This is a genomic window from Neorhizobium sp. CSC1952 (genome assembly GCF_030378245.1).
Classification (GTDB): domain Bacteria; phylum Pseudomonadota; class Alphaproteobacteria; order Rhizobiales; family Rhizobiaceae; genus Neorhizobium; species Neorhizobium oryzae_A.
Genome location: NZ_CP128416.1, coordinates 776,249 through 800,950 on the forward strand (window position 1 = coordinate 776,249; position 24,702 = coordinate 800,950).

At 63.9% G+C, this 24,702-nt stretch carries 21 protein-coding genes; 4 read left to right on the forward strand and 17 right to left on the reverse strand.

Annotation, left to right across the window (positions count from 1 at the left end; all coding sequences use genetic code 11):
• Positions 1-47: 47 nt before the first annotated feature.
• The 8 genes from QTA58_RS04130 to QTA58_RS04165 form a co-directional block, all read right to left on the reverse strand.
• Positions 48-275, reverse strand: coding sequence for a F0F1 ATP synthase subunit C (locus QTA58_RS04130; protein ID WP_037158317.1), 228 nt, complete (start codon positions 273-275; stop codon positions 48-50).
• 67 nt (positions 276-342) lie between these two features.
• On the reverse strand, positions 343-1,095 hold the full coding sequence (locus QTA58_RS04135) for a F0F1 ATP synthase subunit A (RefSeq protein WP_085422477.1): 753 nt from the start codon (positions 1,093-1,095) through the stop codon (positions 343-345).
• A gap of 56 nt (positions 1,096-1,151) precedes the next feature.
• Entirely contained in the window at positions 1,152-1,514 is a 363-nt protein-coding gene (locus tag QTA58_RS04140) for an AtpZ/AtpI family protein (protein WP_085422476.1), read from the reverse strand.
• Between the two features lie 268 nt (positions 1,515-1,782).
• The gene (locus QTA58_RS04145; protein ID WP_085422475.1) at positions 1,783-2,937 is read right to left on the reverse strand and encodes a cell wall hydrolase; all 1,155 of its coding nucleotides are present in this window, start codon (positions 2,935-2,937) and stop codon (positions 1,783-1,785) included.
• A gap of 177 nt (positions 2,938-3,114) precedes the next feature.
• The gene (locus QTA58_RS04150; RefSeq protein ID WP_289671828.1) at positions 3,115-5,016 is read right to left on the reverse strand and encodes a potassium transporter Kup; all 1,902 of its coding nucleotides are present in this window, start codon (positions 5,014-5,016) and stop codon (positions 3,115-3,117) included.
• Positions 5,017-5,031: 15 nt separating this feature from the next.
• Complete coding sequence (locus QTA58_RS04155) at positions 5,032-5,973, reverse strand: magnesium transporter CorA family protein (protein ID WP_289673011.1); 942 nt, start codon at positions 5,971-5,973, stop codon at positions 5,032-5,034.
• A gap of 360 nt (positions 5,974-6,333) precedes the next feature.
• Entirely contained in the window at positions 6,334-7,497 is a 1,164-nt protein-coding gene (apbC, locus tag QTA58_RS04160) for an iron-sulfur cluster carrier protein ApbC (protein ID WP_085422473.1), read from the reverse strand.
• Between the two features lie 377 nt (positions 7,498-7,874).
• Positions 7,875-8,606: a LuxR family transcriptional regulator gene (locus QTA58_RS04165; protein ID WP_289673013.1), complete on the reverse strand. Its 732-nt coding sequence runs from the start codon at positions 8,604-8,606 to the stop codon at positions 7,875-7,877.
• A 375-nt stretch (positions 8,607-8,981) separates the two neighbouring features.
• On the opposite strand from QTA58_RS04165, the gene QTA58_RS04170 reads away from it, so the two are divergent.
• Together QTA58_RS04170 and QTA58_RS04175 are read left to right on the forward strand one after the other, a co-directional pair.
• Positions 8,982-9,863: an SMP-30/gluconolactonase/LRE family protein gene (locus QTA58_RS04170; protein ID WP_289671829.1), complete on the forward strand. Its 882-nt coding sequence runs from the start codon at positions 8,982-8,984 to the stop codon at positions 9,861-9,863.
• Positions 9,864-10,049: 186 nt separating this feature from the next.
• On the forward strand, positions 10,050-10,640 hold the full coding sequence (locus QTA58_RS04175) for a PRC-barrel domain-containing protein (RefSeq protein WP_085422471.1): 591 nt from the start codon (positions 10,050-10,052) through the stop codon (positions 10,638-10,640).
• A gap of 73 nt (positions 10,641-10,713) precedes the next feature.
• Here the strand turns inward: QTA58_RS04175 and QTA58_RS04180 are convergent, their stop codons facing one another.
• From QTA58_RS04180 to QTA58_RS04190, 3 genes are all read right to left on the reverse strand, one after another.
• Positions 10,714-12,759 carry an NADH:flavin oxidoreductase gene (locus QTA58_RS04180; RefSeq protein WP_289671831.1) on the reverse strand — a complete coding sequence of 682 codons (2,046 nt, stop codon included), beginning with the start codon at positions 12,757-12,759 and terminating at the stop codon, positions 10,714-10,716.
• 105 nt (positions 12,760-12,864) lie between these two features.
• Positions 12,865-14,211: an EAL domain-containing protein gene (locus QTA58_RS04185; protein ID WP_085423376.1), complete on the reverse strand. Its 1,347-nt coding sequence runs from the start codon at positions 14,209-14,211 to the stop codon at positions 12,865-12,867.
• Between the two features lie 100 nt (positions 14,212-14,311).
• Positions 14,312-15,982 (reverse strand): response regulator, encoded by a 1,671-nt coding sequence (locus QTA58_RS04190; protein ID WP_289671832.1) that lies wholly within the window; start codon positions 15,980-15,982, stop codon positions 14,312-14,314.
• 361 nt (positions 15,983-16,343) lie between these two features.
• Here QTA58_RS04190 and mutL point away from each other — a divergent pair, with 361 nt between their 5' ends.
• Both mutL and QTA58_RS04200 read left to right on the forward strand, forming a co-directional pair.
• Positions 16,344-18,164 carry a DNA mismatch repair endonuclease MutL gene (gene mutL, locus QTA58_RS04195; protein WP_289671833.1) on the forward strand — a complete coding sequence of 607 codons (1,821 nt, stop codon included), beginning with the start codon at positions 16,344-16,346 and terminating at the stop codon, positions 18,162-18,164.
• A 66-nt stretch (positions 18,165-18,230) separates the two neighbouring features.
• The gene (locus QTA58_RS04200; RefSeq protein ID WP_085422467.1) at positions 18,231-18,464 is read left to right on the forward strand and encodes a DUF2093 domain-containing protein; all 234 of its coding nucleotides are present in this window, start codon (positions 18,231-18,233) and stop codon (positions 18,462-18,464) included.
• Positions 18,465-18,841: 377 nt separating this feature from the next.
• Here the strand turns inward: QTA58_RS04200 and lpxK are convergent, their stop codons facing one another.
• From lpxK to QTA58_RS04230, 6 genes are all read right to left on the reverse strand, one after another.
• A complete protein-coding gene (gene lpxK, locus QTA58_RS04205; protein WP_289671834.1) occupies positions 18,842-19,873 on the reverse strand; it encodes a tetraacyldisaccharide 4'-kinase in 1,032 nt (343 codons plus the stop codon).
• A 93-nt stretch (positions 19,874-19,966) separates the two neighbouring features.
• Positions 19,967-20,695, reverse strand: coding sequence for an HAD family hydrolase (locus QTA58_RS04210; RefSeq protein WP_289671835.1), 729 nt, complete (start codon positions 20,693-20,695; stop codon positions 19,967-19,969).
• Positions 20,692-22,020, reverse strand: a complete 1,329-nt coding sequence (gene waaA, locus QTA58_RS04215) for a lipid IV(A) 3-deoxy-D-manno-octulosonic acid transferase (RefSeq protein ID WP_085422464.1) — start codon at positions 22,018-22,020, stop codon at positions 20,692-20,694. Before waaA ends, QTA58_RS04210 begins: the two co-directional genes overlap by 4 nt.
• A gap of 173 nt (positions 22,021-22,193) precedes the next feature.
• Positions 22,194-22,436 carry a DUF4170 domain-containing protein gene (locus tag QTA58_RS04220; RefSeq protein ID WP_289671837.1) on the reverse strand — a complete coding sequence of 81 codons (243 nt, stop codon included), beginning with the start codon at positions 22,434-22,436 and terminating at the stop codon, positions 22,194-22,196.
• Positions 22,437-22,498: 62 nt separating this feature from the next.
• Complete coding sequence (locus QTA58_RS04225; protein WP_289671838.1) at positions 22,499-23,287, reverse strand: 3'(2'),5'-bisphosphate nucleotidase CysQ; 789 nt, start codon at positions 23,285-23,287, stop codon at positions 22,499-22,501.
• 5 nt (positions 23,288-23,292) lie between these two features.
• Positions 23,293-24,639: a TldD/PmbA family protein gene (locus QTA58_RS04230; RefSeq protein ID WP_289671839.1), complete on the reverse strand. Its 1,347-nt coding sequence runs from the start codon at positions 24,637-24,639 to the stop codon at positions 23,293-23,295.
• Between the last annotated feature and the right edge of the window lie 63 nt (positions 24,640-24,702).

The window sequence follows — 24,702 nt, forward strand, 5'->3', positions numbered from 1 at the left end:
CGGCACGCTGTTTTCAAGCGGCCGCGATCCCGATGCCTGGCCAGGTATCAGACTGCGTAGAGCAGCAGGAGAGCGATGAGCAGCGAGAAGATGCCCAGAGCTTCCGTAACGGCGAAGCCGAATACCAGACGGCCGAACTGGCTGTCAGCGGCGGACGGGTTGCGCAGAGCACCCGAAAGGTAGTTGCCGAAGATGTTGCCAAGGCCAAGAGCCGTACCGGCCATGCCAAAGCAAGCCAGACCTGCACCGATGAACTTTGCTGCTTCCGCTTCCATGAGAAACTCCTTCGAAATGGTTGTTGCGGCTGATGACTGACGCCTCAGGACGCCAATGTCGTTATCCTTAGTGCCCGCCGGGGTGGACCGCGTCGTTGAGGTACATGCAAGTCAGCACCGCAAAGACGTAGGCCTGGAGGAAGGCGACGAGGAATTCGAGACCGGTCAGGGCGACGGTCATGATGAGAGGCAGGACCGCACCGCCGATGCCGAGCGCGCCCAGGCTTCCAAGCGAGGCGACGAAGCCTGCGAACACCTTGAGCGTGATGTGGCCGGCCAGCATGTTCGCGAAGAGACGAACGGAGAGCGAGACCGGGCGGGACAGGAACGAGATGATTTCGATCGCGACGACCAGCGGCAGAAGCGCGCCGGGAACCCCGCTCGGCACGAAAAGCTGCAGGAAATGCAGGCCGTGCTTATAAAAGCCGTAGACGAGGACAGTGCCGATGACGAGCAGCGCCAGCGCGAAGGTGACGATGATCTGGCTGGTGACGGTGAAGAAATAGGGGAACATGCCGAGCATGTTCGCGGTCAGCACGAACATGAACAGCGAGAAGACCAGCGGGAAGAATTTCATGCCGTGACTGCCCGCGCCCTCGCGCAGCATGCCGGCAATGAATTCATAGGACATTTCGGCGACCGACTGGGAGCGCCCCGGGATCAGGCCGCGCTGCGAGGTGGCGAAATAGAGAAAACCCGCGGCGCAGGCGACGGTGGCTACCATGAAAAGAGAGGCGTTGGTGAAGGAGAAGTCGATGCCGCCGATCTCGATCGGAACGATCTTGCTGATCTGGAACTGATGGATCGGATCGTTTGCCACCGTCTACCTCTTTGCCTTCGCCGTGCCAGACGGCTCAATTCACCTGCGACAACCGCTTAAAGGCCGTTGCCATTCCTATCCTTGCCGCCCCGCTGCTGCGTGGACGGCGGCGGAGCCACCATGCCCACGGCACGAAGCACGTTCAGCACACCGGCACAGAAACCCAGGAGAAGAAGAACGATCATCCCCCACGGCGACGTGCCGGCAAAACGGTCGAGCATATAGCCCAGGATCGCGCCGACAGCGACCGCGGAGATAAACTCTGAGGAGAGCTTGAAGCCGAGGGCCATGCCCTTGCGGCTTTCTTCAGACTGCGCGTCCCTCTTCGCTTCTGCCGCGTCTTCAGCCTTCCTTCCCGCAAGTTCCGCGGAAAGGCGCTTCCGGCGCTCTTCCAGACTATCGTCGCGGTCATCCGTCATTTGCGTCCTCCCCATCCGGCTTCCGGCTCGCCCGGTCCGCTACCGAGCCAGCCGCCCAAAGGTCAGCCAGCGAGGGATTTCGCGCCTTCCGGCCCGTTTTCAAGTCGCGCGCAACATAGTTTTGGGCGTCCCCATAGTCAAGGCATCCAGGACCATTAGACAGAGGTTAATTAACCAAGGAATTTCATTGACTTACAGGGAACGCAACCTGAGCTGGGTAAAACTGTCGCGGGAATCGCGGCCTATTTTGCCATGGCCCCGGCTGGCGTCAGCTCCAGCCCCCGCCATAGGTGCGGTAGAAGACGTGCAGGCCGATGCGGCCGACCTTCTTCATGGAGCGCGCCCATTTCGGACGGACGTAGACGGCATGATAGTGCGTGGCGGAGCCGACTTCCGGCAGCCAGATCTTGCCGGCGGTCACGGCCATCGCCACTTCGCGGGCCATCTTCCAGTGATATTGCGAGCGGATGCGGTCCTTGATCCTGTCGCAGGCGAAGGAGAACTGGCAGCGGTTGCGCCAGTCCTCGTTCTGGTAGACGACGTCGCAGATCGTGTCCGGATAGGCGGGGTTGCGCACGCGGTTCAGGATCACCTGGGCGACCGCCGCCTGGCCGCGGGCGGATTCGCCGCGCGCCTCGAAATAGATGCCGGAGGCGAGGCATTGCTGCTCGCGGGCGGAGAAGACGGAAGGCGGCAGCGGCGTCGCCGCCCAAGCATGATCGTCCGGGCCGATCGGCGGGATGAAGCGGCCCGCATTCGGCTCTTCCTTCAGAATCGCGTCGAAGGGCGAGTGCTTGGCGAAATCCGGTTCCGGCGGTGCGTAGGCCGTCGCCAGAACATCGGCCTGATGGTTGTTGATGAGGCTCGCCACCATCGGCATCAGATCGTCGGCGGGCTTCGGCCTGTCCTGCTTGCGGAAATAGAAGGAGGCGAGCTCGATCTGCTTCTGCGCCTTTTCGGGCCTGGCAAAGGCCGTCAGCTCCTCGCGGCTTTCGACCGGCAGGGTGAGCGCGCTCGAACGCTGCAGCACGGAGCCCGCGGAAAAGGCCTTGGGCGGCTGCATGGGCTCCACGGCGACGACACGGCCCTTCTTGGCGGCGCGGTTGACGCGGTCCTCGTCAGGGCGCGGATCGGAGGATTTCCGTTCGTCGACAAGCGCGATCTTCCGGCCGTCCGGAAGCTCCAGCCCGGCATTGCCGGAGACCGCATCCCTCACACCGGGGAAAGCGAGCGAGGCCTGGTGGATCGAACCCGCCGGAGAATCGGTCAGGACCATGCGCCACTGGTCGGCGCGGTCGAAACCGGTCAGAAGATCGGAAAGATCGCCATGAGCGGGCGCTGAGGGAAAGATCAGCCAGCAGGCGAGGCCGAAGACGGCCGGGGAAGTCCAGGCGTCCCGATAGGACGAGGACCTGCGACGCAAAACATTCTTCGAACGCAAAACCAGAACTCCACAAGGCAAGACGACCCAGTGAAGATCGATCATTAACCTTGATGAGCGGTTAACACGATGGGCGAGAAGCCCGGAAACCGGGCTGATTTAGGACATTCACACAAATGTCAGCCGGCACATAAATGTCAGCCGCGGTTTACCGCCGTCTCAGATGATGACATGCGATCCGAGCTCCACCACGCGGTTGGCGGGGAGGTGGAAATAATCGGATGGGTCGGTCGCGGTGTTGGCCATGGCGATGAACAGCCGGTCCTGCCACATGGGCATGCCCGATTCGGCATCCGGCACCAGCTTACGGCGGCCGAGATAGAAGGAGGTCGACATGATGTCGAACTTGAAGCCGGTCTTCCGCAGATAGGCGAGCGCCTGCGAGACGTTGTGCGACTGCATGAAGCCGAACCGCAGTTCGATCAGCGTGAAGCGGTCGGAAATCTTCTCGATCTTGAAGCGCTCTTCCAGCGAAACGCGCGGCTTGTTGACCGTCACGATGGTCAGGATCACGTTCTTCTCGTGCAGGACGTGGTTGTGCTTGATGTTGTGCAGCAGAGCCGCCGGCGCCGTTTCCGGATCGCTGGTCAGGAAGATCGCCACGCCGGGCACGGAAACCGGAGCGTGATCGCTCTTCTTCTCGACCATCGGCACGAAGGTGGCAAGCGGCACGTCGATGCGGCGGGTCTTTTCGAAGAGAATCGCCGCGCCGCGTTTCCAGGTCCACATGATGACGGTGAAGATGATCGCCATCAGGACCGGCACCCAGCCGCCGTCGTGGATCTTCAAGAGGTTGGCGCCGAGGAAGACCAGTTCCAGCGCCAGCAGCGGCGCCAGCACGCAGATCGCAAGGGTCTGCGGCCATCTCCATTTCACCCGCACGAACTCGAAGGCCATCAGAGTGGTGACGACCATCGCGCCGGTGACCGAGATGCCGTAAGCCGTGGCCAGCGCATCGGAGCTTTCGAAGCCCAGCACCAGCGCGATGACGCCGACCAGAAGCAGAGTGTTCACCGAGGGCAGGAATATCTGCCCCGTATTGGTCTCGGAGGTGAAGAGGATCTGCATGCGCGGCAGATAGCCGAGATGGATCGCCTGACGCACCAGCGAGAAGGCGCCGGTGATCACCGCCTGGCTGGCGATGATGGTGGCAGCCGTCGCAAGGATCACCACCGGCAGCAGCGCCCATTGCGGGAACATCAGATAGAACGGATCGGACATGGTCTCGGGACGCTTGAGCACCAGCGCCCCCTGTCCGAGATAGTTCAGCGTCAGCGCCGGAAAGACCAGCAGGAACCAGGCCCACTGGATCGGGCGGCGGCCGAAATGGCCGAGGTCGGCATAGAGCGCTTCCGCGCCGGTGACGGTCAGGAAGACGGCTCCGAGCACGACGATGCCGACAAACCCCTCGTGCAGCATGAATTGAACCGCATACCAGGGATTGAACGCCGAGAGGATGCTGTAATCGTCCGAGATATGGGCGATGCCGCCGGCAGCGAGCGCGATGAACCAGAGCGCGGTGATCGGCCCGAAGAAGCGGGAAACGAGACCGGTCCCCTTCGACTGGATGGCGAAAAGGGCGATCAGGATGCCGACGGAGATCGGCAGCACGGCGCTCTGCAGGTTCGGGGTCACCAGCTTCAGGCCTTCGACCGCCGACATGACCGACAGCGCGGGCGTGATCATCGCGTCGCCCAGGAAGAGAGCGGCTCCGACCAGGCCGAGCAGCATCAGCGTGGCCGTGTGGCCGTTCGCCGTCTTGGTCAGCATTGCGAGCAGGGAGAGCGTGCCGCCCTCCCCGTCGTTGTCGGCGCGCAGCAGGAAGAGCACGTATTTGAGCGTGACGATGATCGTCAGCGTCCAGATCATCAGCGAGATGAGGCCGATGATTTCGACTTCCGTGACGCCGTCGTGAGAAACCGGCTTCAAAGCCTCGCGAAAGGCATAGAGCGGGCTCGTGCCGATATCGCCGTAGACGACGCCGACGGAGCCGAGCGCCAGGGCAAAGAGGCCCTGCACCTTGGTCTTTTCGGCAGCATGATGTTCAGCGGGATGTCCCATGGGATGTCTGGCCCGTCAGAGCCAACCTTTCCAGCGGAAAATGAAAAACGGGATGATGGCGGACAGGATCATCGCGACGATCGCGAACGGATATCCGAGATGCCAGTCGAGCTCCGGCATGAAATGAAAGTTCATGCCGTAGATGGAAGCGACAAGCGTCGGCGGCAGAAAGACCACCGAAGCGATCGAGAAGATCTTGATGATGGTATTCTGCTCGACGTTGATGAGGCCGAGCGAGGCGTCCAGCAGAAAGGCGATATTGCCGGCGACGAAAGCGGCATGTTCCGACAATGTCTCGACGTCGTGCGCCACCGTGCGGCAGAGGCTGCCGTCGGCTTCGTCCCGATTGACCATCGGAACGTTCATCAGGAAGGTCAGGAGCCGCGACAGCGAACCCAGGCTGTCCCGCACCTTGCCGATCAGCCGGTGCTGTTCGGCGATGTCGGCGAGCTTGCCCTCCAGGAATTTCGGCGGCCGGCGCCGGTCCCGGTCGCGGAAAATGTGGGTCGAGAGGGTATCGACCCGGTCGACCGTACGCTCGAGGATCTCGGCGGTCCGGTCGGCAATCGTCTCGAGAAGCCGGCCAAGCAGCGTCACGCCATCGCGCGCCTCCTCGGGCACGCGGCCGAGCGCGGCGATGAAGAGCTGGAAGCTTTTCGGCTCGGCGTAGCGAACTGTGATCAACCGGTTGCCCGAAAGGATGAAGGCGACATCGGTGAGCTGGGGATCGTTGCCGTCCGCCCGCCAGACAAGCGAAGCGGTCATGAAAACCGAATCCTTCTCGATATAGAGCCGGCTCGACGGCTCTATATCCTTCAGGTCGTCGCGGGTCGGAACCTGGATGCCGACGAGGCCCTCCACGTAGGAGTCCTCCTGCGGGGTCGGTTCGACCAGGTCGATCCAGACGACGTCGCCGGGAAGTTGCCGCAGCGCTTCGGCCGGCGCGAGCGTCTTCATCGAACCATTGGCGCTATAGGCATTGATCAATCTGTGTCTCCGGCCGAAGTTCGTCGGCCTTGAACGAGAAGCGGGCTTGCCGGCTCCCTTGTTCCGGAACCACCAGCCGGCCTCCGGCGGGACGCGCCTATAAAGACAGCCATAGTCAAAATCAAGAGGTGCATAAGATCCGCTTTGGGCGCTGCAACATGACTCCGGCCGAGCCGATGTTCAAGGGGGAAGCAACAGCAGGCCGATTTGCGATCCCGATCAAGACCTTGGCCGAAAGCACCCCAGGAAGTGCCCCCCAACCAAAGTCGAAGGGCCTGTCATGAAATCCTGCGGTTCGCTTATTCGAATGCCTATTCGGAAACGACGCTTTTATTCAAAGACAATAGAGGGCGCCTGGCGCGGCGTACGCCCGCCGAGCTCGGCCCAGACCTTGGCGGCGATCTCCCGGTAGATCTTCGCGGATGCCCCTTCCGGATCGGAAACGACCACCGGCGTGCCGGCATCGGAACGTTCGCGGATGTCGATCGTCAGCGGCACCTCGCCGAGGAAGGGCACGCCGATGCGTTCCGCCTCGCCGCGCGCGCCGCCATGGCCGAAGATGTCGTAACGCTTGCCGGTATCGGGCGCGAGGAAATAGCTCATGTTCTCGATGACGCCGAGCAGCGGCACCTCGACCTTGCGGAACATGGCGATCCCCTTGCGGGCATCGATGAGCGCCAGATCCTGCGGCGTCGAGACGATGACCGCACCGGCAAGCGGCACCTGCTGGGCCATGGTGAGCTGCGCGTCGCCCGTGCCCGGCGGCATGTCGACGACCAGCACGTCGAGCTCGCCCCAGGCGACCTCGCGCAGCATCTGCATCAGCGCCGACTGCACCATCGGGCCGCGCCAGATCATCGCCGTCTCCTCGTCCACGAGGAAGCCCATGGACATGGCCTTCAGGCCGTAATTCTCCATCGGCTTGATGATACGGTTCTCGATCTGCTGCGGACGGCCGGAAATCTTCAGAAGCCTGGGCACGGAGGGACCGTAGATATCGGCATCGAGAATGCCGACGCGCAGGCCGTTCGCCTGGAGGCCGAGGGCGAGATTGACGGCCGTGGTCGACTTGCCGACGCCGCCCTTGCCCGACGCGACCGCGATGATCGCACCGACGCCCGGCACGCCCGACTTCTGGCGCTGCGGGGGCTGGCCGGGCTGCTGCCCATGGGGCGGATGGGCATGTCCGTGGGAATGGGCAGCCGGAGCGGGCTGCGGGCGGGGTGGCGGCGCAGAGCCGGCCTTGCGGTCCGCCGTCAGCGTCACCAGCGCACCCCTGACGCCGGGCATGGCCGTGACGGCGCGCTCCGCCGCCATGCGCATCGGCTCGAGCTCCTGGGCGCGCTCGGACGGCACCGTGATCGAGAAATAGACCTTGTTGTCGGAGATGAAGACGTCCGACACCATGCCGCGCGAGACGATGTCGCCTTCCAGATCCGGCCCGCGCACCTTCCCGAGCACCGCCAGAACTTCTTCCTTCGTCACGTCGGACATAATCGAAAACTCCCGATTGCATGATCCGGCGCCACGTCACGAAGCAGGCGCCGCTTTCCGGGATATATAGGAGTTCGCAATCGTCGGGAGCAAGAAAGATCGAAACCGCCGTCCGATCGGCAGCCGTATGGCGCGCAGATCGGACGGCGGCTTTTCTTTGCACGCCTCTTGGGACGCTTACAGTCCCCTCTGGACCTGGCTCCTACAGAAGCACGAAACATGCCAGACGGGAAGATACTTCTTTTTATTGAGTATTTTCAACAAGTTCTGAGTAAACCCACTGCTGCGGCGCAGCAACCTGCCGGTATCTGCCGCATTTCATATCGATCAAGCTTTGTGCGGTGATGAAACAGTGTGCAGTGCAGCACAGATTTTAGTTACTTGATCAAGCCGATGCGGAGAGCCTTGGCCACCGCCTGGGTGCGGTTGACCGTGTCGAGTTTCTTGGCTGCGCGATTGAGATAATGGTTCACCGTATGCTCCGACAGACCGAGGATATCGGCGATCTCGGCGCTGGTCTTGCCCGCAGCGGTCCAATTGAGGCAGTCGATCTCCCGGTCCGTCAGCGTATCGGTGGCACGTACATCGAGATCGCGGATTTCGGCCAGCCGCTCGAAGACGTGGATGGAGACATACATGATCTCCATCATCTGCTGCCGGCTGAAGAGCGGACCGTCGCCGGCGAAAGACACAGCACCGCGGGCGCCGGACATGTCATGCACCGGGAAATAGGCGCCGCGCACCAGGCCGAACCGGCCGAAGATGCTGCGGGACATTTGTCCGCGCCAATCGGTGGCGATCGTCTCCAGATCGAAGGTGAAGGGCAGCGTCGATTTGCGGAGTTTGCGCAGGACCGGGCTCGTCTGCAGCAGGCCTTCCCTGTCGAAATGAGACATGAGTTCGACCGGCCAGTTCGTGATGACCGTGTTGCTGGACAATTCGAGCGAGGTGGCGGGGGGCAGGTTGAGGACGATGAAAGCGCGGCAGCGGTAATGTTCCGCGACGCGCTTCATGAACCGGATCACATCGAACTGGGTCTTGAGACCGGCGATTTCCTCGACGTTTCCGTCAAAAGCCCGAGCTTCTTCAGTTTTCTCGGAATCGGACATCATCTGTTTCTTTGCTCGCCCGTCGTCATCGAGCGTTTCCCGGCATTCCGCATGCGCTCGCCCCGAAGCGGTTCGTATTCACGGTGCCTTCGGCCGCCGATCATACCGCGATCGGGGGCTGAATTTGCCCGAAGCCCTACTGTAAGCGCCTGTCCGGCCAAGACCGACATCTCAAATTTAAGAAAATTCTGAATTTGATGCTGTGTATCAATTTCGGATAATGATGACATATGCTCGCCTTTGCAAATCTTGTCGCACGCTTCTAAGCCTTTGTCAGGGGATAATTTTTGGGGATCAAATCAGCTAGACGGAGCTTGCGGCGTCCCGCTGCAATGATACAGATTCATTACCCCCGGCTGCAATTGGAGATTTCGCATGGCGACTACACACAATTTTGAAGGCTCCGTCCTTTCCTCGTCCCTTTGCGAGCTTGGAGAAGGCCCGACCTTCGAAGCGGAGACGGCGACGCTCTGGTGGTTCGACATTCTCGGCAAGGCGCTGCACGAGCTACATCTCCCCACGGGCCGGGAGATCGTCCACAAGCTGCCGGTCATGGGCAGCGTTCTCGCCTCCATCGACGCCGGCCGGCAACTGGTGGGAAGCGACCAGGGCCTCTTCGTCCGCGACCGGGCAAGCGGTGAGCTTTCGCTTTACCGCGAGCTGGAGCCGGAAAAGCCCGGCAACCGCTCGAACGACGGCCGCGTGCATCCCTCCGGCAGCCTCTGGATCGGTACGATGAGCAAAAAAGGGGAAGACGGCGCAGGTTCGATCTACCATGTCCGCGAAGGCGTGGTGACGAAGCTCTTCGACCGGATCAGCATTCCGAACTCGATCTGCTTCTCGCCGGACGGAACGATCGGCTACTATGTCGATACGCGCGTCAACCGGCTGATGCGCGTGCCCCTGAATTCCGAAACGGGGCTGCCGGCCGGAGATGCGGCGGTCCTCGTCGACGAGAACGGCAAGCCCGGCGGGATAGACGGGTCGATCTGCGCAAGCGACGGTTCGATCTGGAATGCCCGATGGGGTGAAGGCGCGGTGGATCATTACGCGTCCGACGGGACCCACATCTCCCGCCATCTTCTGCCGGCGCGCCGCACCACCTGCCCCGTCTACATCGGCGACGGACGGCTTGCCGTCACCTCCTCCTGGGAGGGGCTGGACGAGGCGGCCCGCACCGCCGACCCATTGGCGGGAGCGCTCTTCGAGATCGCGGTCCCGATTCAATGCGATCCCGAGCCGGCGTACCGCCTATAATAGAGGCAAAGAGACACCAAACTGCGGAAACCTCGAAATGTTCCCGTAAAATTGCCTAGAATTTCGGCATAAAAATCCGGAACTATTCGCCCTTCCTGACATTCTCCTCTCGAACCGGCGCGGCAAAGCAACTCCGGCAGGAGGACCGCGCGGTCATAACAGAAAGAGGAAGGTAGGAGGATCGTTATGAAGAAGACCCTTAGCACTATGGCCGCCGCAGTTCTTTTGGCATCCACCGCCATTGCGCCGGCATTCGGCCAGGCCCAGCCCGCGCCGCCGGCATCCCCGGCCCCGGCCCCGGCAACGCCTGCGGCACCCGCCGCTCCGGCGGACCCCGCGGCCAAACCGGCCGATAGCGCGGCCGCTTCGGGCGCTTACCTGACCGAACAGAGCGAAACCCAGGTCAGCGCCAACGACTATATCGGCAAGCCTGTCTACAATGCCGAAGACAAGAGCATCGGTGACGTCAACGACCTGATCATGGAAGAAAACGGCGGCATCGTCGCAGCCGTGATAGGCGTCGGCGGTTTCCTCGGCATCGGCGAAAAGGATGTCGCCCTACCGATGGACAAGATCACCATGAGCCGTGATGCCGACAACAACAACGAGGTTCGTCTGACCACGACCGAAACGGCCGAAGCCCTGCAGAGCGCCCCGGAATTCAAGACCCTGGCGGACAAGCAGGCCGAGGCCGACCAGACGACCACATCGTCTACCGGCACGCAGATGCCTGCCGGGGGCGGCGGCACTACCCCGTCGACGGCTCCGAGCAAATAAGAGCCTGGAACGGGCGACACGTCGCCATCCACGGAGAAAGGGACGGCACCCGCAGGTGCCGTCCTTCTTCTTTTTATAAGAAAGAGCAGAAGCGCAATGCGTCGTAGATCGCCGCGTGGATGTTGCGGCCGGCAACCGCGTCGCCGATGCGGATGAGATCGAAGCGGCCCTGCGGCAGCTTCACCGGCAACGGCGACCGGCGGGCGATGAGCGCCTTGTAGTCCACCGCACCGAGGTTCCTCGAAAGCGGTTTCAGCGCCAGATAGAGATCGGCATTGGCCGCCGTGCCATGCTCCACCACGACCTGCGCCACCCGCCGCTCCTGCCGCGCCCCGTCTGAAAAATCCGATCCCAGGACCGCGACCAGCGCATTGCCGTCCCGCCGGACCGATTGCAGCCTGGCATTGATGGTGACGCGCACGCCCCTTTCCACAAAGGCCCTGGCATAGGGCACATGGTTCATGCCGCCCATTTCCGGAGCGAAAAACCGTTCGGGAGAAACCACCTCCAGCTCGGCGCCGGCCTCGGCGATCACTTCCGCCGCGCTCATGCCGGGATGGCCGCCGTTGTCGTCGAACAGCAGAACCGGGCCGGCCGGCTTCACCGCGCCCGCCAGGATATCCCAGCTCGACGTCAACAGTTCGCTGCCTTCTTCCACCTCCGGCGCCTGCGCCACGCCGCCGGTCGCTACCACGACCAGATCGGGCTCCAGGGCAAGCACGTCTTCCGGCTCTGCATAGACGTCGTAGCGGATTTCGACGCCCAGGCGCTCCAGTTCGGCAAGCCGCCAGTCGACGATGCCGATCATTTCCTTCCGCCGCGGATTGCGGACCAGGAGATTGATCTGTCCGCCCGCCTCCCCCGTCGCTTCCAGCACCATGACCTGGTGGCCGCGTTCGGCGAGCACCCGGGCGGCCTCCAATCCCGCAGGCCCGGCGCCGACGACGACGGCCTTGCGGGAGACATCCGCCCTGGGAATGTCATGGGAGATTTCCGCCTCGCGGCCCGTTGCGGCGTTGTGGACGCAGAGCGCCTCGCCGCCCTCGTAGATGCGGTCGAGACAGTAGGTCGCGCCGACGCAAGGGCGGATGCGGGCTTCCTCGCCGCGCGCCACCTTCAAGGCTATATGCGGATCGGCGATATGGGCGCGGGTCATGCCGACCATGTCCAGCTTGCCCGACGTGACCGCGTGGCGGGCGGTCGCCACATCCGCGATGCGGGCCGCATGGAAGACGGGGAACTTCGTCGCCTCCCGCACCTCGCCCGCGAAATCCAGATGCGGCGCCGATCGCATGCCCTGGATAGGGATCACCTCGTTCAGGGCCGCATCGTGATCGATATGGCCGCGGATGACGTTGAGGAAATCGACCCTGCCGGAACCCGCCAGGCGCCGGGCGATCTCGACGCCCTCCTCCCGGCTCAGGCCCTTGTCCCAGTCCTCGTCCGCCACCATGCGGATGCCGACGATGAAATCCGGGCCGACGGCCTTTCGCACCGCCTCCAGGACCATTTCCGTGAAACGCATGCGGTTTTCGAGCGAGCCGCCGAATTCGTCTTCGCGGCGGTTGGTCGCCGGCGACCAGAACTGGTCGAGCAGGTGGCCGTAGGCCTCGAACTCGATGCCGTCGAGGCCGGCGGCCTGCATGCGCGCGGCCGCGTCGGCATAATCGGCGACGATGCGCTCGATGTCCCAGTCCTCTATCTCCTTCGGGAAGGCGCGGTGGGCGGGCTCGCGGAGCGGCGAAGGCGCCAGTACGGGCAGCCAGTCGCCCTTGTTCCAGCCGGTGCGGCGGCCGAGATGAGTGAGCTGGATCATCACCGCCGCGCCGTGCTCGTGACAGTCGTCGGCGAGCCGCCTGAGCCACGGGACGATCTCGTCGCGATAGGCATGCAGGTTGCCGAAGGCCGGCGGGCTGTCGGAAGACACCACGGCCGATCCCGCCGTCATGGTCAGCGCGATGCCGCCCTTCGCCTTTTCGATGTGATAGAGCCGGTAGCGGTCCTTCGGCATGCCGTTCTCCGAATAGGCGGGCTCATGCGCGGTCGACATGATGCGGTTCCTCAGCGTCAGATGCTTGAGCTGGAACGGCTGCAGAAGGGGATCGTTTGAGGCTGGCATCGGCTTTTCCGCTACTGGTCTGAGAGGCCGATCATCGCCCAGGCGCGCGGACATGGCGAGAACCATGCGCGGCGCGGATTGTCCGGAGAGCGTCGTCGGGCGATGTCAGAGCGTCACGAAATCGCGGTAGTGTTCGTGAAGGTAGCGCAGTGTCGCGGCGCTGTCGGCCGGCTTGCCGTAAAAGTAACCCTGCCCCATGCCGCAGCCGAGTTCCTTGAGCTTGTTGGCATCGGTCCACGTTTCGATGCCTTCCGCCACCACTTCCAGATCCAGCCCCTGGCACATGGCGATGATCGCCTTGACGATATGTTCGGAGGCGCGGTCGGTGGTGATGCGGGAGACGAAGGCGCGATCGATCTTGACCTTGTCGAAGGTGAAATCGCGCAGCCGCCCGAGGCTCGATTGGCCGGTGCCGAAGTCGTCGAGCGCGATGCGCACGCCCTGCCGGCGAAGATCGGTGATGATGCGCTGGGCCGTGTCGGCCGACGTCATCACCGCCGTTTCGGTGATCTCCAGCTCCAGGCGATAGGGATCGAGCCCGACGCGGGCGAGCGTCGAAAGGATGGTCTCGGTCGTGCCGGGGTCCATCAGTTGCGCGGAAGACAGGTTGAAGGAGAGGAAAAGCTCGCGCGGCCAGGAGAGCGCAGCCTCCGCCGCCTTGCGCAGCAACGTTTCAGAAAGCGCGTCAATAAAACCGCGTTCCTCGGCGAGCGGCACGAATACCGCGGGCGAGACCGATCCGAGGTCCGCATCGATCCAGCGGGCGAGCGCCTCGAACCCGACGACCGCACCATCGGCGACGCCTACGATCGGCTGGAAATGCACATCGACCGCATCGGCGATGATCGCGTTGCGCAATGCCTGTTCGAGCTGCGTCGCCCGCTTCATCTCCTGGGCGATCTCGCGGGAATAGACGGTGATCTGGCCACGGCCGCGGCGCTTGGAGCGGTAGAGGGCGGTTTCGGCGCTCTTCAGCAGCTCTTCGAAATCCGCGCCTGCGAAAGGATAGATCGCAAAGCCGAAAGAGGCGGAAAGACGCACGTTGCGGTCGCCGAGATCGTAGGGCGCGGAAAGCACGTCCTTGATCATCTGGCCGATCCGTTCGGCGCCTGTCCGCTCGAAGACGAGCGGCAGGATGAAGGCGAACTCGTCGCCCTCGTGGCGGGTGACGGTCGCGCCGTCCGGAATGCAGGCCTTCAGCCGGTGGGCCACCTGGCAGAGGATCTCGTCGCCGGCCTCCGCCCCGAAAAGGTCGTTGATCGGCTTGAACCCGTCGAGATTGGCGATGCAGATGGTGAAGGGGGCCGGGTCCTGGGCGCGCTCGGCTGCCAGAAGGCGCACCTTGTCGCGAAGGCGGTACCGGTTTCCAAGGCCCGTCAGAGGATCGCTGTAGGCCATTGCCTGCAGCTCATTCTGGCTGACCTGCGGCAATGGATTTCCCGCCGACTTCATGAACAATCCCGTTACGCTTCACAATCGCGGGAAGAATGCGGGAAAAAGATTAAAAAATCCTGCCCTCACCTTAACTTAGGTGAACAGTATGATTAATCGGTTAAGCATACGACCGCTTTTCCGGCATGTCGAGAAAGGTCTGGAAGAGGGCCTCCAAGGCCTCGGGGCTGATCGGCTTCAGGATCACCTCGTTCATGCCGGAAGCGAAGCATTCGTCCCGGTCGCGGTCGAAGGGCTGGGCGAGAACGCCGATGATCGGAATGGAACTGTCCGCCGTTTCAAGCGACCGGATCCTGGCGCTCGCCTCGAAGCCGCTCAGCTTCGGCAGGGTGATGTCCATCAGGATCAGCCGCGGCGAGCGCTCCTTCCAGAGCCGGATCGCCTCCTCGCCGTCCGCGGCGATCGCATAGCGATAACCGAAGCCTTCGAGAATCTGCGAGAAGACGATCTGGTTCACCTCGTTGTCTTCCGCGACGAGGATATCGATGCCCGGGCTTTCCGTCTCGCATACGGGTTCGGTCGGCCGCTCCTCTTCCTGCACCGTCTCCACCACGTTTTCCGGCCGGGCAAGCAGGCGGGTGACGCCCGCGGCCAGTTCCCTCCTCATCCGCAAACTGCCGATCGCCAGTGCCGGTACGCCGTGACGCTCGGCAGCCTCGAGACATTGCAGGTCCATCGCCACGTCGACGACGACGAGATCGATGCGGATTCCGGATTCGTATGCCAGCCGCAGGAAGAGTTCGAGCTCCCCGGCACCGGATACCGACGATGTATCGAGCCCGAGTTCGCCGAGGATATCCAGGGCTTCCGCCTCCATTTGAAGGTCGGAAGCGACCACGAGAACCTTGCGGCCCGCGACACCGGCGGTATCGCGTCCCGGTTCCGGGCGCGCCTTGCGATCATGCCGGCCAGGAGAGGACGAGATCAACTCGGTCCGGGGCTTGCCGGGAACGATCCGCCCGCCGCCGTCCACCTCCACCAGGCCGGTGATGTCCTCCATCGCGGTGACGATGTAATAGCGGCCGGGTTTGCCGATGCGGTATTTGTTGGCGATGATGATGACTTCGGAGCCATCCGCTCCTGTCACGCGCTCGAGAAGCTGAACCGGTTCGCCCGTCTGGAAAAGCTGCCGGTTGACGAGGTCGAGACGCCGCTCCAGCTCCGGCGGATGGATGTCCGAGCCCTTGCGCCCCAGAACGGCTTCGGCCGGCAGGTCGAGAAAACGGCTGGCGGCCTTGTTGACCGCGACGAAGGTGAAATTGCCGTCCTTGACGGTGACCGGGAAGGGCAGATTGTCGAGCACCTCTTCGGTGATCTGCACGCGCTCCATGTCCGTGCGCCACTGCTCCTCGCGCTTCTTGTGGTCCGAAACGTCCCTGACGACGCAGACGCCGTAGCCGGAGGAGAGGCGCCGCTTGGTGAAGCTCAGCCAGCGGTCCGTGCCGCGCCGTTCCAGCGTCTCGGCGCGCTCTTTCCAGAGGGTGGCAATCTGTTCCGCGATCCAGTCCTCGCGGCTCAGCATGCGGCGCGGCCCGGCGCTGTCGGTGGAGAAGCGCCCGCCGCTGTCGTAAACGGCGCCGAGAAAATCCCTGAGGCGCGTGCCGGGCGCAAGAAAGCTCTTCGGAACCGGCAGGAGACCGAGCAGTTGCTGGCTTGCAAAGACGATCAGGTCGTTCCTGTCATAGACAAGCACGCCCCCGGAGATGCCTTCGGAAATCACTTCGAGCATGGCAATCTGAATGTTCGCGTCCGCCGACGACAAATCATTCATAGGATGAAACTCCCCGTATGCTTTTTCGGACACGGCCAAAGCCGGACCGTTATGCCGCTTGTTCGCCTCTCGGGCGTTATTCCTTCTGGTTTAAGTCGCGTGGGGTCGGAAACATGCTGGCTCCAAGTCCTCAACGGGCGATCCGGTCTCGCATGGCGGTGCCCAGCCGGCCGCCATCCAGATCACACGCGGGGAGCTGGCGCTCCCCCGGCTTCATCCAAATTCAATCTTGAACAAATTATCGTCCTTGTCTTAAGCTCCGATTAATAAACAGCGGCACGCTTGTGCGAACCTCTCCTCAAAACCGTTGAATTCACCCGCCGAGGCTTTTCTTCGAACGGCGAATCCCGGAGAATGACGCATGTCCGTCAAACAACTGCCCGAGACGCTGATCAACCAGATCGCCGCCGGCGAGGTCATCGAAAGGCCCGCCAGCGCCGCCAAGGAGCTGATCGAAAACGCCATCGATGCCGGTGCGACACGCATCGAGATCGCCACGGCCGGCGGCGGCAAAAGCCTCATCCGCATCACCGACAACGGCTCCGGCATGGATGCCGCCGATCTCGATCTCGCGGTCAGGCGGCATTGCACGTCGAAAATCTCCGAGACGCTCGACGACATCCGCACGCTCGGCTTCCGCGGCGAGGCCCTGCCCTCGATCGGCTCGGTCGCCAAGCTCACCATCACCAGCCGCAGGGCTGGCGATGCGGCGGGCTCCCAGGTCGCCGTCGCGGGCGGCAAGAGTTCCGGCGTCAGGCCGGCGCCCGCCAATCCGGGCACGGTCGTGGAGGTGCGCGACATCTTCTTCGCCACCCCTGCCCGGCTCAAATTCCTGAAGACGGAAAAGGTCGAGGCCGGCGCCATCACCGAGGTCGTCAAGCGCATGGCGATCGCCTTTCCGAAGATCCGCTTCGTGCTCTCGGGCTCCGACCGGTCGACGCTGGAATTCGCTGCGACCGGGGACGACCACCTCGCCCGCATGGCGCAGGTGCTGGGGGCCGATTTCCGCGACAACGCGATCGAGATCGACGCCATGCGGGAAGACGTGGAGCTCAAGGGCTTCGTCGGCGTGCCGACCTTCCATCGCGGCAACTCGGCGCATCAATACGCCTTCGTCAACGGCCGGCCGGTACAGGACAAGCTGATCCTGTCGGCAATCCGCGGCGCCTATGCCGAAAGCGTGCCCGCCGGCCGCTATCCCGTCGCGGTGCTGTCGATCACGCTCGACCCCGCGCTGGTGGACGTCAACGTGCACCCGGCCAAGGCGGACGTGCGCTTCCGCGATCCGGGCCTGGTGCGCGGCCTCATCGTCGGCGCGATCCGCGAGGCGCTGCACCGGGAAGGCGATCGTGCCGCGACGACCGGCGCCTCCGGCATGATGCGCGCCTTCCGGCCTGGTTTCCCGTCAGCCCCCTTGCAGCCCGCGCCGCGTACGCCCTGGGGCGCCGCGAGTTCGCCCTTCCGACCGCTTCACCCGCAACCGGCCAACGATTTTTCCGAACGGGTGCAGTCGGATTTCGACGTGCTGACCATGCCTGCGGCACGGGCGGACATGACCATCGCGGAATCCGTTCTGAACCCGGCGGCCGAGGACGCGCCCCGCTACCGGCTGGGTGCTGCCCGCGCGCAGGTCCATGAGAACTATATCGTCGCTCAGACGGAGGACGGGCTCGTCATCGTCGATCAGCACGCCGCCCACGAGCGCCTGGTCTTCGAGGCGATGCGCAAGGCGCTCGACAACAAGCGGCTCGCCTCGCAGGTCCTGCTGATCCCGGAGATCGTCGACCTGCCGGAGGAGGATTGCGACCGACTGATGGCGCACGCATCCGAACTCGACCGGCTGGGGCTTGCGGTAGAGCGTTTCGGCCCCGGCGCGGTGGCGGTGCGCGAGACGCCCGCCATGCTCGGCGAGGTGGATGCGGGCTCGCTGGTGCGCGACCTCGCCGACGAGATCGCCGAATGGAACACCGCCGGCGGCTTGCGCGGCAAGCTCGAATATGTCGCCGCCACCATGGCCTGCCACGGTTCGGTGCGTTCCGGCCGCCGGCTGAAGCCGGAGGAGATGAACGCGCTCCTGAGGGAAATGGAGGCGACGCCCGGCTCCGGCACCTGCAATCACGGCCGGCCGACCTATATCGAACTCAAGCTCTCCGATATCGAGCGGCTCTTCGGCCGGAGCTGAAAAGGCTGGCCTTCCGGCCCCATTCGCGTTAGAGCAGACGTCATGTTTTTCCGCAGGAGACGACAGATGAACCGGTTCGAAGGCAGCGGCTATCGCGAGGCCAAAATCCGGTATCTCGACGGCGATTATCAGATTCTCGCCGCCGGCTCCTACGTCGTCTGCGCCATGACGGGCGCGCAGATCCCGATCGACGAGCTGCGCTACTGGAGCGTCGCAAGGCAGGAGCCCTATGTCGATTGCGCCGCCTCGCTGGAAGCCGAGAAGCGCGCCGGCGTCTTGCCGAACCAGAGCCGCGGCTGATCGGCGGCCGGAATCGAGGCAGGCATCCGTTCTCCTTCATCCGCATGCCTTGTTGCCCCTCATCCGCCTGCCGGCACCTTCTCCCCGTCAACGGGGAGAAGGAAATTTGCCGCACCGGTTTCCTCCGTCCCGGCGTCCCCCGCTGGCGGCAGGGCAATTGCATCTGAGCAAAATACTGATGCTCCCGTGGAACGATGAACGGCAGCGCGCGCTCCCCTTCTCCCCAGCGGGGAGAAGGTGCCGGCAGGCGGATGAGGGGGGCGAAGCCAAATCCGGCGATGCGCTTGCCGCATGTGCACCCCCTCATCGCCTCGCTTCGCTCGGCACTTCTCCCTGCCGGGGAGAAGAGGGCGCAAGCCGGACCCGCTCGGTTCCCCTTACTTCTCTCTGATCCGCCGCGCACGGAAATTGGCGATCGCCGTATCGATGATCTTCGAAGGTGCCAGCGGATCGTCGAATGCCATGTCGACCTCCACCACCTTTGCCTTATCTGCCAGCTCCTCCATACGGCCGTGATGGCCGGCAAGCCGCACCGCGTCCTTCGCGGTCGTGACGAGCGTCAATTTCTCCTTCGCCGCGTCGTCCAAGAGGCCGGCGATCTCGTCCTCGCTGAAATAGTGGTGGTCGGGAAACGCACGCTCCCGCCTGATCTCCCCGCCGAGCTCTCTCACGGTGCGGTAGAATTTCTGCGGATCGGCGATGCCGGCGAAGGCGAGGAGCGGCTTGCCGGCGATCTCGCGGTTTTCCCGGGGCTTCAGCGTCGCGACATAGACCTGTTTGCCGGCGCGGGCGGCCTGGCGCACCAGCCGGTCGGCGGCATCGCCGCTGCCGACCTTGAGGATGGCGGAAAGCTGGCGCATCTGCTCCGGTATCGGCGCCCTCACCGGACCTCCCGGCACGAGATGGCCGTTGCCGATGCCGCGCACCGTATCGACGACCACGAGGGCGAAATCGAGCACGAGGCGGGCGCTCTGGAAACCGTCGTCCATGATGATCAGATCGGCGCCCTGCTCGGCCAGCTTCAGGGCGCCGTCGACGCGGCCCCGCGAAATCACCGTCAAGGCTTCGCGCGCAAGCAGCAGCGCCTCGTCACCGACCGCTTCGGCCCGGTGATGGGCGGGATCGACCACGGTCGTGACATCGATGGAGCCGCCGTATCCGCGGCTCAGGAAACCCGGCTTCAGGCCCTTTTCCTTCGCCGCGCGGGCAAGCGCCAGGGCGGTCGGCGTCTTGCCGGCGCCGCCGACCGTGAAATTGCCGACGCAGATGACCGGGATAGGCGCGCCGGCGCGGCGCGCGCGCGCCATGCGGCGTCCGGCGATCCGTCCGTAAATGAAGGAAAAGGGGGACAGGGCCCAGGCACGCCAATCCGCTTTCGTCCACCAGAATGGCGGTGCTTCCGATACCATACGCTACGCTCTCCGGCTGATCCGTCCTGAAAAAGCCCGCGAAGAAGAAGGGACTTTTCCCAAAAAGGCAAGCCTCCGAACCCGCGGCACGGCTCAGGCTTCGGCCTTTTCGGGCAAGAGCCTTTCGAGCGCCGTTATGTCGTCAAGGCAAATATCGGCGGCGGCCGACAAAGTCTCGCGCGAGCCGGTGCCGGTCAGCACCGCGACCTTCAAGCCGACGCCCGCCTTCTCGCCCATATGCATGTCGTGATTGTTGTCTCCGACCATGGCGACCTCATCAGGATCAAGACCGACTGCGCGGCAGAAGCCGAGCACCATGCCGGGCTCCGGCTTGACGCCGTGGCCGCTGTCGTAGCCGGCGATGAAATCCAGATGGTCGATGAAGCCGAAGCGAATGGCGGTCTGGCGGATCGATTCCTCGTTGTCGCTGGAAGCGACGCCCAGCTTGAAGCCGCGGGCCTTCAGCCGCGCGAAAAGTCCGGCGAGATCGGCGACGGGCACCGAAAACTCCGCCGCGCGGACGAAGAGTTCGTCGAGCAGCCTCGTCAGTTCCGCGACATCGAAGGGCGAACCGGCGGAGACGAAACCGGCGGCGATCTCGGCGGCATTGCCGGCGGCGAGCAGGCTGTCCGCCCGCGTATGGCCCGAGACCGGATCCATGCCACCCGAAAACAGGAGCTGCGGCTCGAGCCCGGCATTGCCGGCGGCCGCGATCCGGGCCGCTTCGCGGTTCACCGGTCCCCAGCTTTCGTCGTAACGCAGAAGCGTGCCGTCCTTGTCGAACAGGATGCCGGCGATCCTTGTAAGCTTGTCCGGATTCATCTTGTGGCCGCCGCAGCGGTTTTCGGCTGCAGCCGGGCGCTGACCGTCAACGGGTTGATATAGGGTTCCAGCGCCTTCACCGTCTTCGACAGCGCACCGCGCATCTCGTCCATCGCGTCATGGCCGGAATCGACCATCTTCTTGCGGGCGAGTTCGTTGATCGTCAGGTAATGCACCGCCTTGGCGAGCATTTCGACATCCTTGACGATGCGGGCACCACCCTTGCGCACCAGATGCTGATAGGCATCACGGAAATTCTGGACATGCGGGCCGGAGAGCACGGCGCAGCCCAGCATGGCCGGTTCCAGCGGGTTCTGGCCACCCTGAGATTCGCCGAGCGACTTGCCGACGAAGGCGATCTCCGTGAGCCGCAGATAGAGCCCCATCTCGCCGATCGAGTCGCCCAGGAACACATCCGTCTCCGGCGTCAGCGGATCGTTGCGCGAGCGACGCGCGACGGTCAATCCCGCCTCCTTCAGCATCGTCTCGATCGCATCGGCGCGATCGGGATGACGCGGCACGAGAATGGTCAGCTGGCCGTTCTTCGGTTTGAGCGCCCGGTGGACGGTGGCGACCGCCTTCTCTTCGCCCTCGAAGGTGGAGATCGCCGCCCAGGTCTGGCGACTGCCGATCTCCTTGCGATAGCGCTCAAGCAGCGCCTCGTCGCAGGGCGGAGGGTCCGTATCGCTCTTCAGGTTGCCGGATACGATGACCGGCCAGGCGCCGAGATCGCGGAAACGTTCGGCATCGAGGTCCGACTGGGCCACCACCAGCGCCATCTTCTCGAACAGCCTCTCGGCGACCGAGCCGTAATTGCGCCAGCGCTCGAAGGAGCGGTCGGACATGCGGGCGTTGACGCGGATCTGCGGGATATGGCGGCGGGCAAGTTCCGAAACGGTCGTCGGCCAGATCTCGGATTCCGCGGTGATGCAGGCATCCGGCTTCCAGTAGGCGATGAAGCGCTTGATCGGGAATTTCAGATCGAGCGGCACATATTGATGGATCACCTCGTCGGCCAGACGCGACTGGACGAGATTGGCCGACGTGACGGTGCCGGTGGTGAGAAGGACATGGATTTCCCGGCGGCGCAGCTCGCGGATCAGCGGCATGATGGCGATCGTTTCGCCGACGCTTGCGGCATGCACCCAGACGAGCGGTCCGCGCGGCCGGGCAAGGCTCGCATAGCCGAGCCGCTCCAGGCGGCGGCTCTTGTCTTCCTTGCCCTTGATGGCACGGTAGCTGAGATAGGGACCGGCCAGCGGATACAGCACGATGCCGGCCAGCCGATAGCCAAAGAGAGCCGTGCGCGCCAAGCCGCTGCTCATCGCATCTGCCTCCGATCCATCGTGACCGCCGCCAATGTGATAGCCCCTCCGATTTCGTCCATCCGTAGCGGAAATTTTTGTGTTTTACAAATGCGTCAAAATAGGGTCCTCCGGGGCGTCGGCAGGTGGAGGACCTGCATTGAAAATGGCACTTCCAAGAGGTCGGACCGACTTCAGGCCGACTTGCTGTCTGGATCCAGCAACCGGTGCATATGGACGATGAAATAACGCATCTGGGCGTTGTCTACCGTCTGTTGCGCCTTGGCCCGCCATGCGACGAGCGCGCTCGCGTAATCGGGGAAGATACCGACGATGTCGAGCTTGGACAGATCCTTGAATTGAAGACCTTCGAGGTTCTGCAATTCGCCGCCGAAGACCAGGTGCAGGAGTTGTTTCTTTTCGAGCGTTTCCGTCATTGTCCGATATCCCGTCCGTTCCAGCTCCCCCGGCTTTCCTCTGCTGCATTCCGGAAAAAAGGTCAACCGGGAAGGTGCGGAGCCAGGCTCACGACCGCGTGGCCGGCGCCGGCGACCAGCATCTCGTGGCTGACCTCGGCCCGGTTGTAGGAAAGCCGGTTGCCGTCGAGATCCTGCAGGATGCCGCCGGCGCGTTCGAGGATCAGATCGGCGGCGGCAAGGTCCCAATCATGGGAATTTCGCTTGACGATAGTGCCGTCGATGCGCCCGTCGGCCACCATGGCGAGCCGGTAGGCGAGCGAGGGGACGTGGTGCACGCGATGGATCTCCTCGCGGAACGCCGGATCGAATTTCTTCACCAGGCTCTCGTCGGCCGCGATCACCAATTTGTCATCCCGGCGGCCGGCGGTGACGGCGATCGGCCGGCCGTTCTTCAAGGCGGGGCCGCCCTCCGCCGCGCAGAACTCCTCCTCCAGTGCCGGCGCCACCAGGACGCCCGCCACGGGGCGGCCGCGGTGCACGACGGCCACCGAGACGCACCAGGTCTTCTGCCCGTTGATGAAGGCGCGGGTCCCGTCGATCGGATCGATCACGAAGAGGGTTTCGACGGAAAGGCGGGCGGCATCGTCGTCGGTCTCCTCCGACAGCCAGCCGTAATTCGGCCGCGCCTTCAAAAGCAGGTTCTGCAGCCGGTCGTTGGCGGCGAAATCGGCGGCGCTGACCGGCGACCTGCCCTCGTTCTTCCACCAGACTTCCGGGGCGTTGCCGAAAAAGCCATGGGCGATCTCGGCCGCCTGACGCGCGGCGTCTCGGATGAGTTCGAGATCGTCCTGCCAGTTTCCCGTAGCCATCGGGCTCAACGTCCCGCCAGCGTCATGCCCTCGATAGCGATCGTCGGCGAGGCGACGCCGAACTTCCGGTCGATGTCGTTGGCCGGGGTGATCCGCATGAACATGTCCTTGAGGTTGGAGGCGATCGTCACCTCCGAAACGGGATAGGCGAGCTCGCCGTTCTCGATCCAGAAACCGGTCGCGCCGCGGCTGTATTCGCCGGTGATCATGTTGACGCCCTGGCCGATCAGTTCGGTGACATAGAAGCCGGTGCCGACCGACCTGATCAGGTCCTCCGGCGAGACGTCGCCGGGCTCCAGCGCGAGGTTGGTGGAGGCGGGCGTCACCGCCGTGCCGCCGCGCACGCCGCGGCCGTTCGTGGAAAGACCGAGCTCGCGCGCCGTGGACGTGGACAGGAACCAGTGCTTCAGCACGCCGTCCTCGATCATCACCATGCGCTCGCCCGAAATGCCTTCGCCGTCGAAGGGGCGGGAGGAGGAACCGCGCACGACGAGCGGGTCGTCGGTGATGTCGAGCCCGGCCTTCAGGACCTGCTGGCCCATCCTGTCGCGCAGGAAGCTCGTCTTGCGGGCGACCGAAGCGCCGTTGATGGCGCCGGCGATATGGCCGACGAAGCCGCGGGCGATGCGGGGATCGAAGACAACGGTCACGTTGCTGCCGGTATCGACCTGGCGCGGGTTGAGGCGCTTGACCGCCCGCTCCGCGGCGCGGCGGCCGATCAGCTTCGGATCGTCGAGATCGGCGGCATAGAGGCGGCTGTCGAAATCGTAGTCGCGCTCCATCTTTGTGCCCTCGCCGGCGATGACGCTGACGGAACGGCCGAAACGGCTCGCCATATAGCTGCCGGAAAAGCCGTGCGAGGTGACCAGCACCATGCCGCCCATGCCGGCGGAAGCTCCGGCGCCGGAGGAATTGGTGACGCCCCGGACATCGAGCGCGGCCTGCTCCATCTCCAGCGCGACTTCCCGCAACGCATCGGTCGGGACTTCGGTCGGGTCGAACAGTTCGAGATCCGGATAGGATCTCGCCAGGTCCTTTTCGTCCGCCAGGCAGGCGAACGGATCTTCCGGCGAGACCTTCGCCATGGCGACGGCGCGTTCGGCGAGCGTCTTCATGTCGAAACCGGGATTGGCCGAGACGCTTGCGACCTTTCTGCCGACGAAGACGCGGAGCGAAAAATCGTCGCTCTCGGAGGCCTCCGTTCCCTCCACCTTGCCGAGGCGGGCGCTCACCGAGCGGGACCGGGATCGCACGACCACCGCATCCGCCTGATCCGCTCCCGCGGCCTTGGCGAGATCGATGAGTTCACTGGCGCGGGAAAGCAGGGCGGCGGAATCGATTTCAGAGGTCATGATTGCAAGCCTTTCATTATCGTCCCATTTATTGTGCACTGTCAGATGCATCAAGGGCGCCTC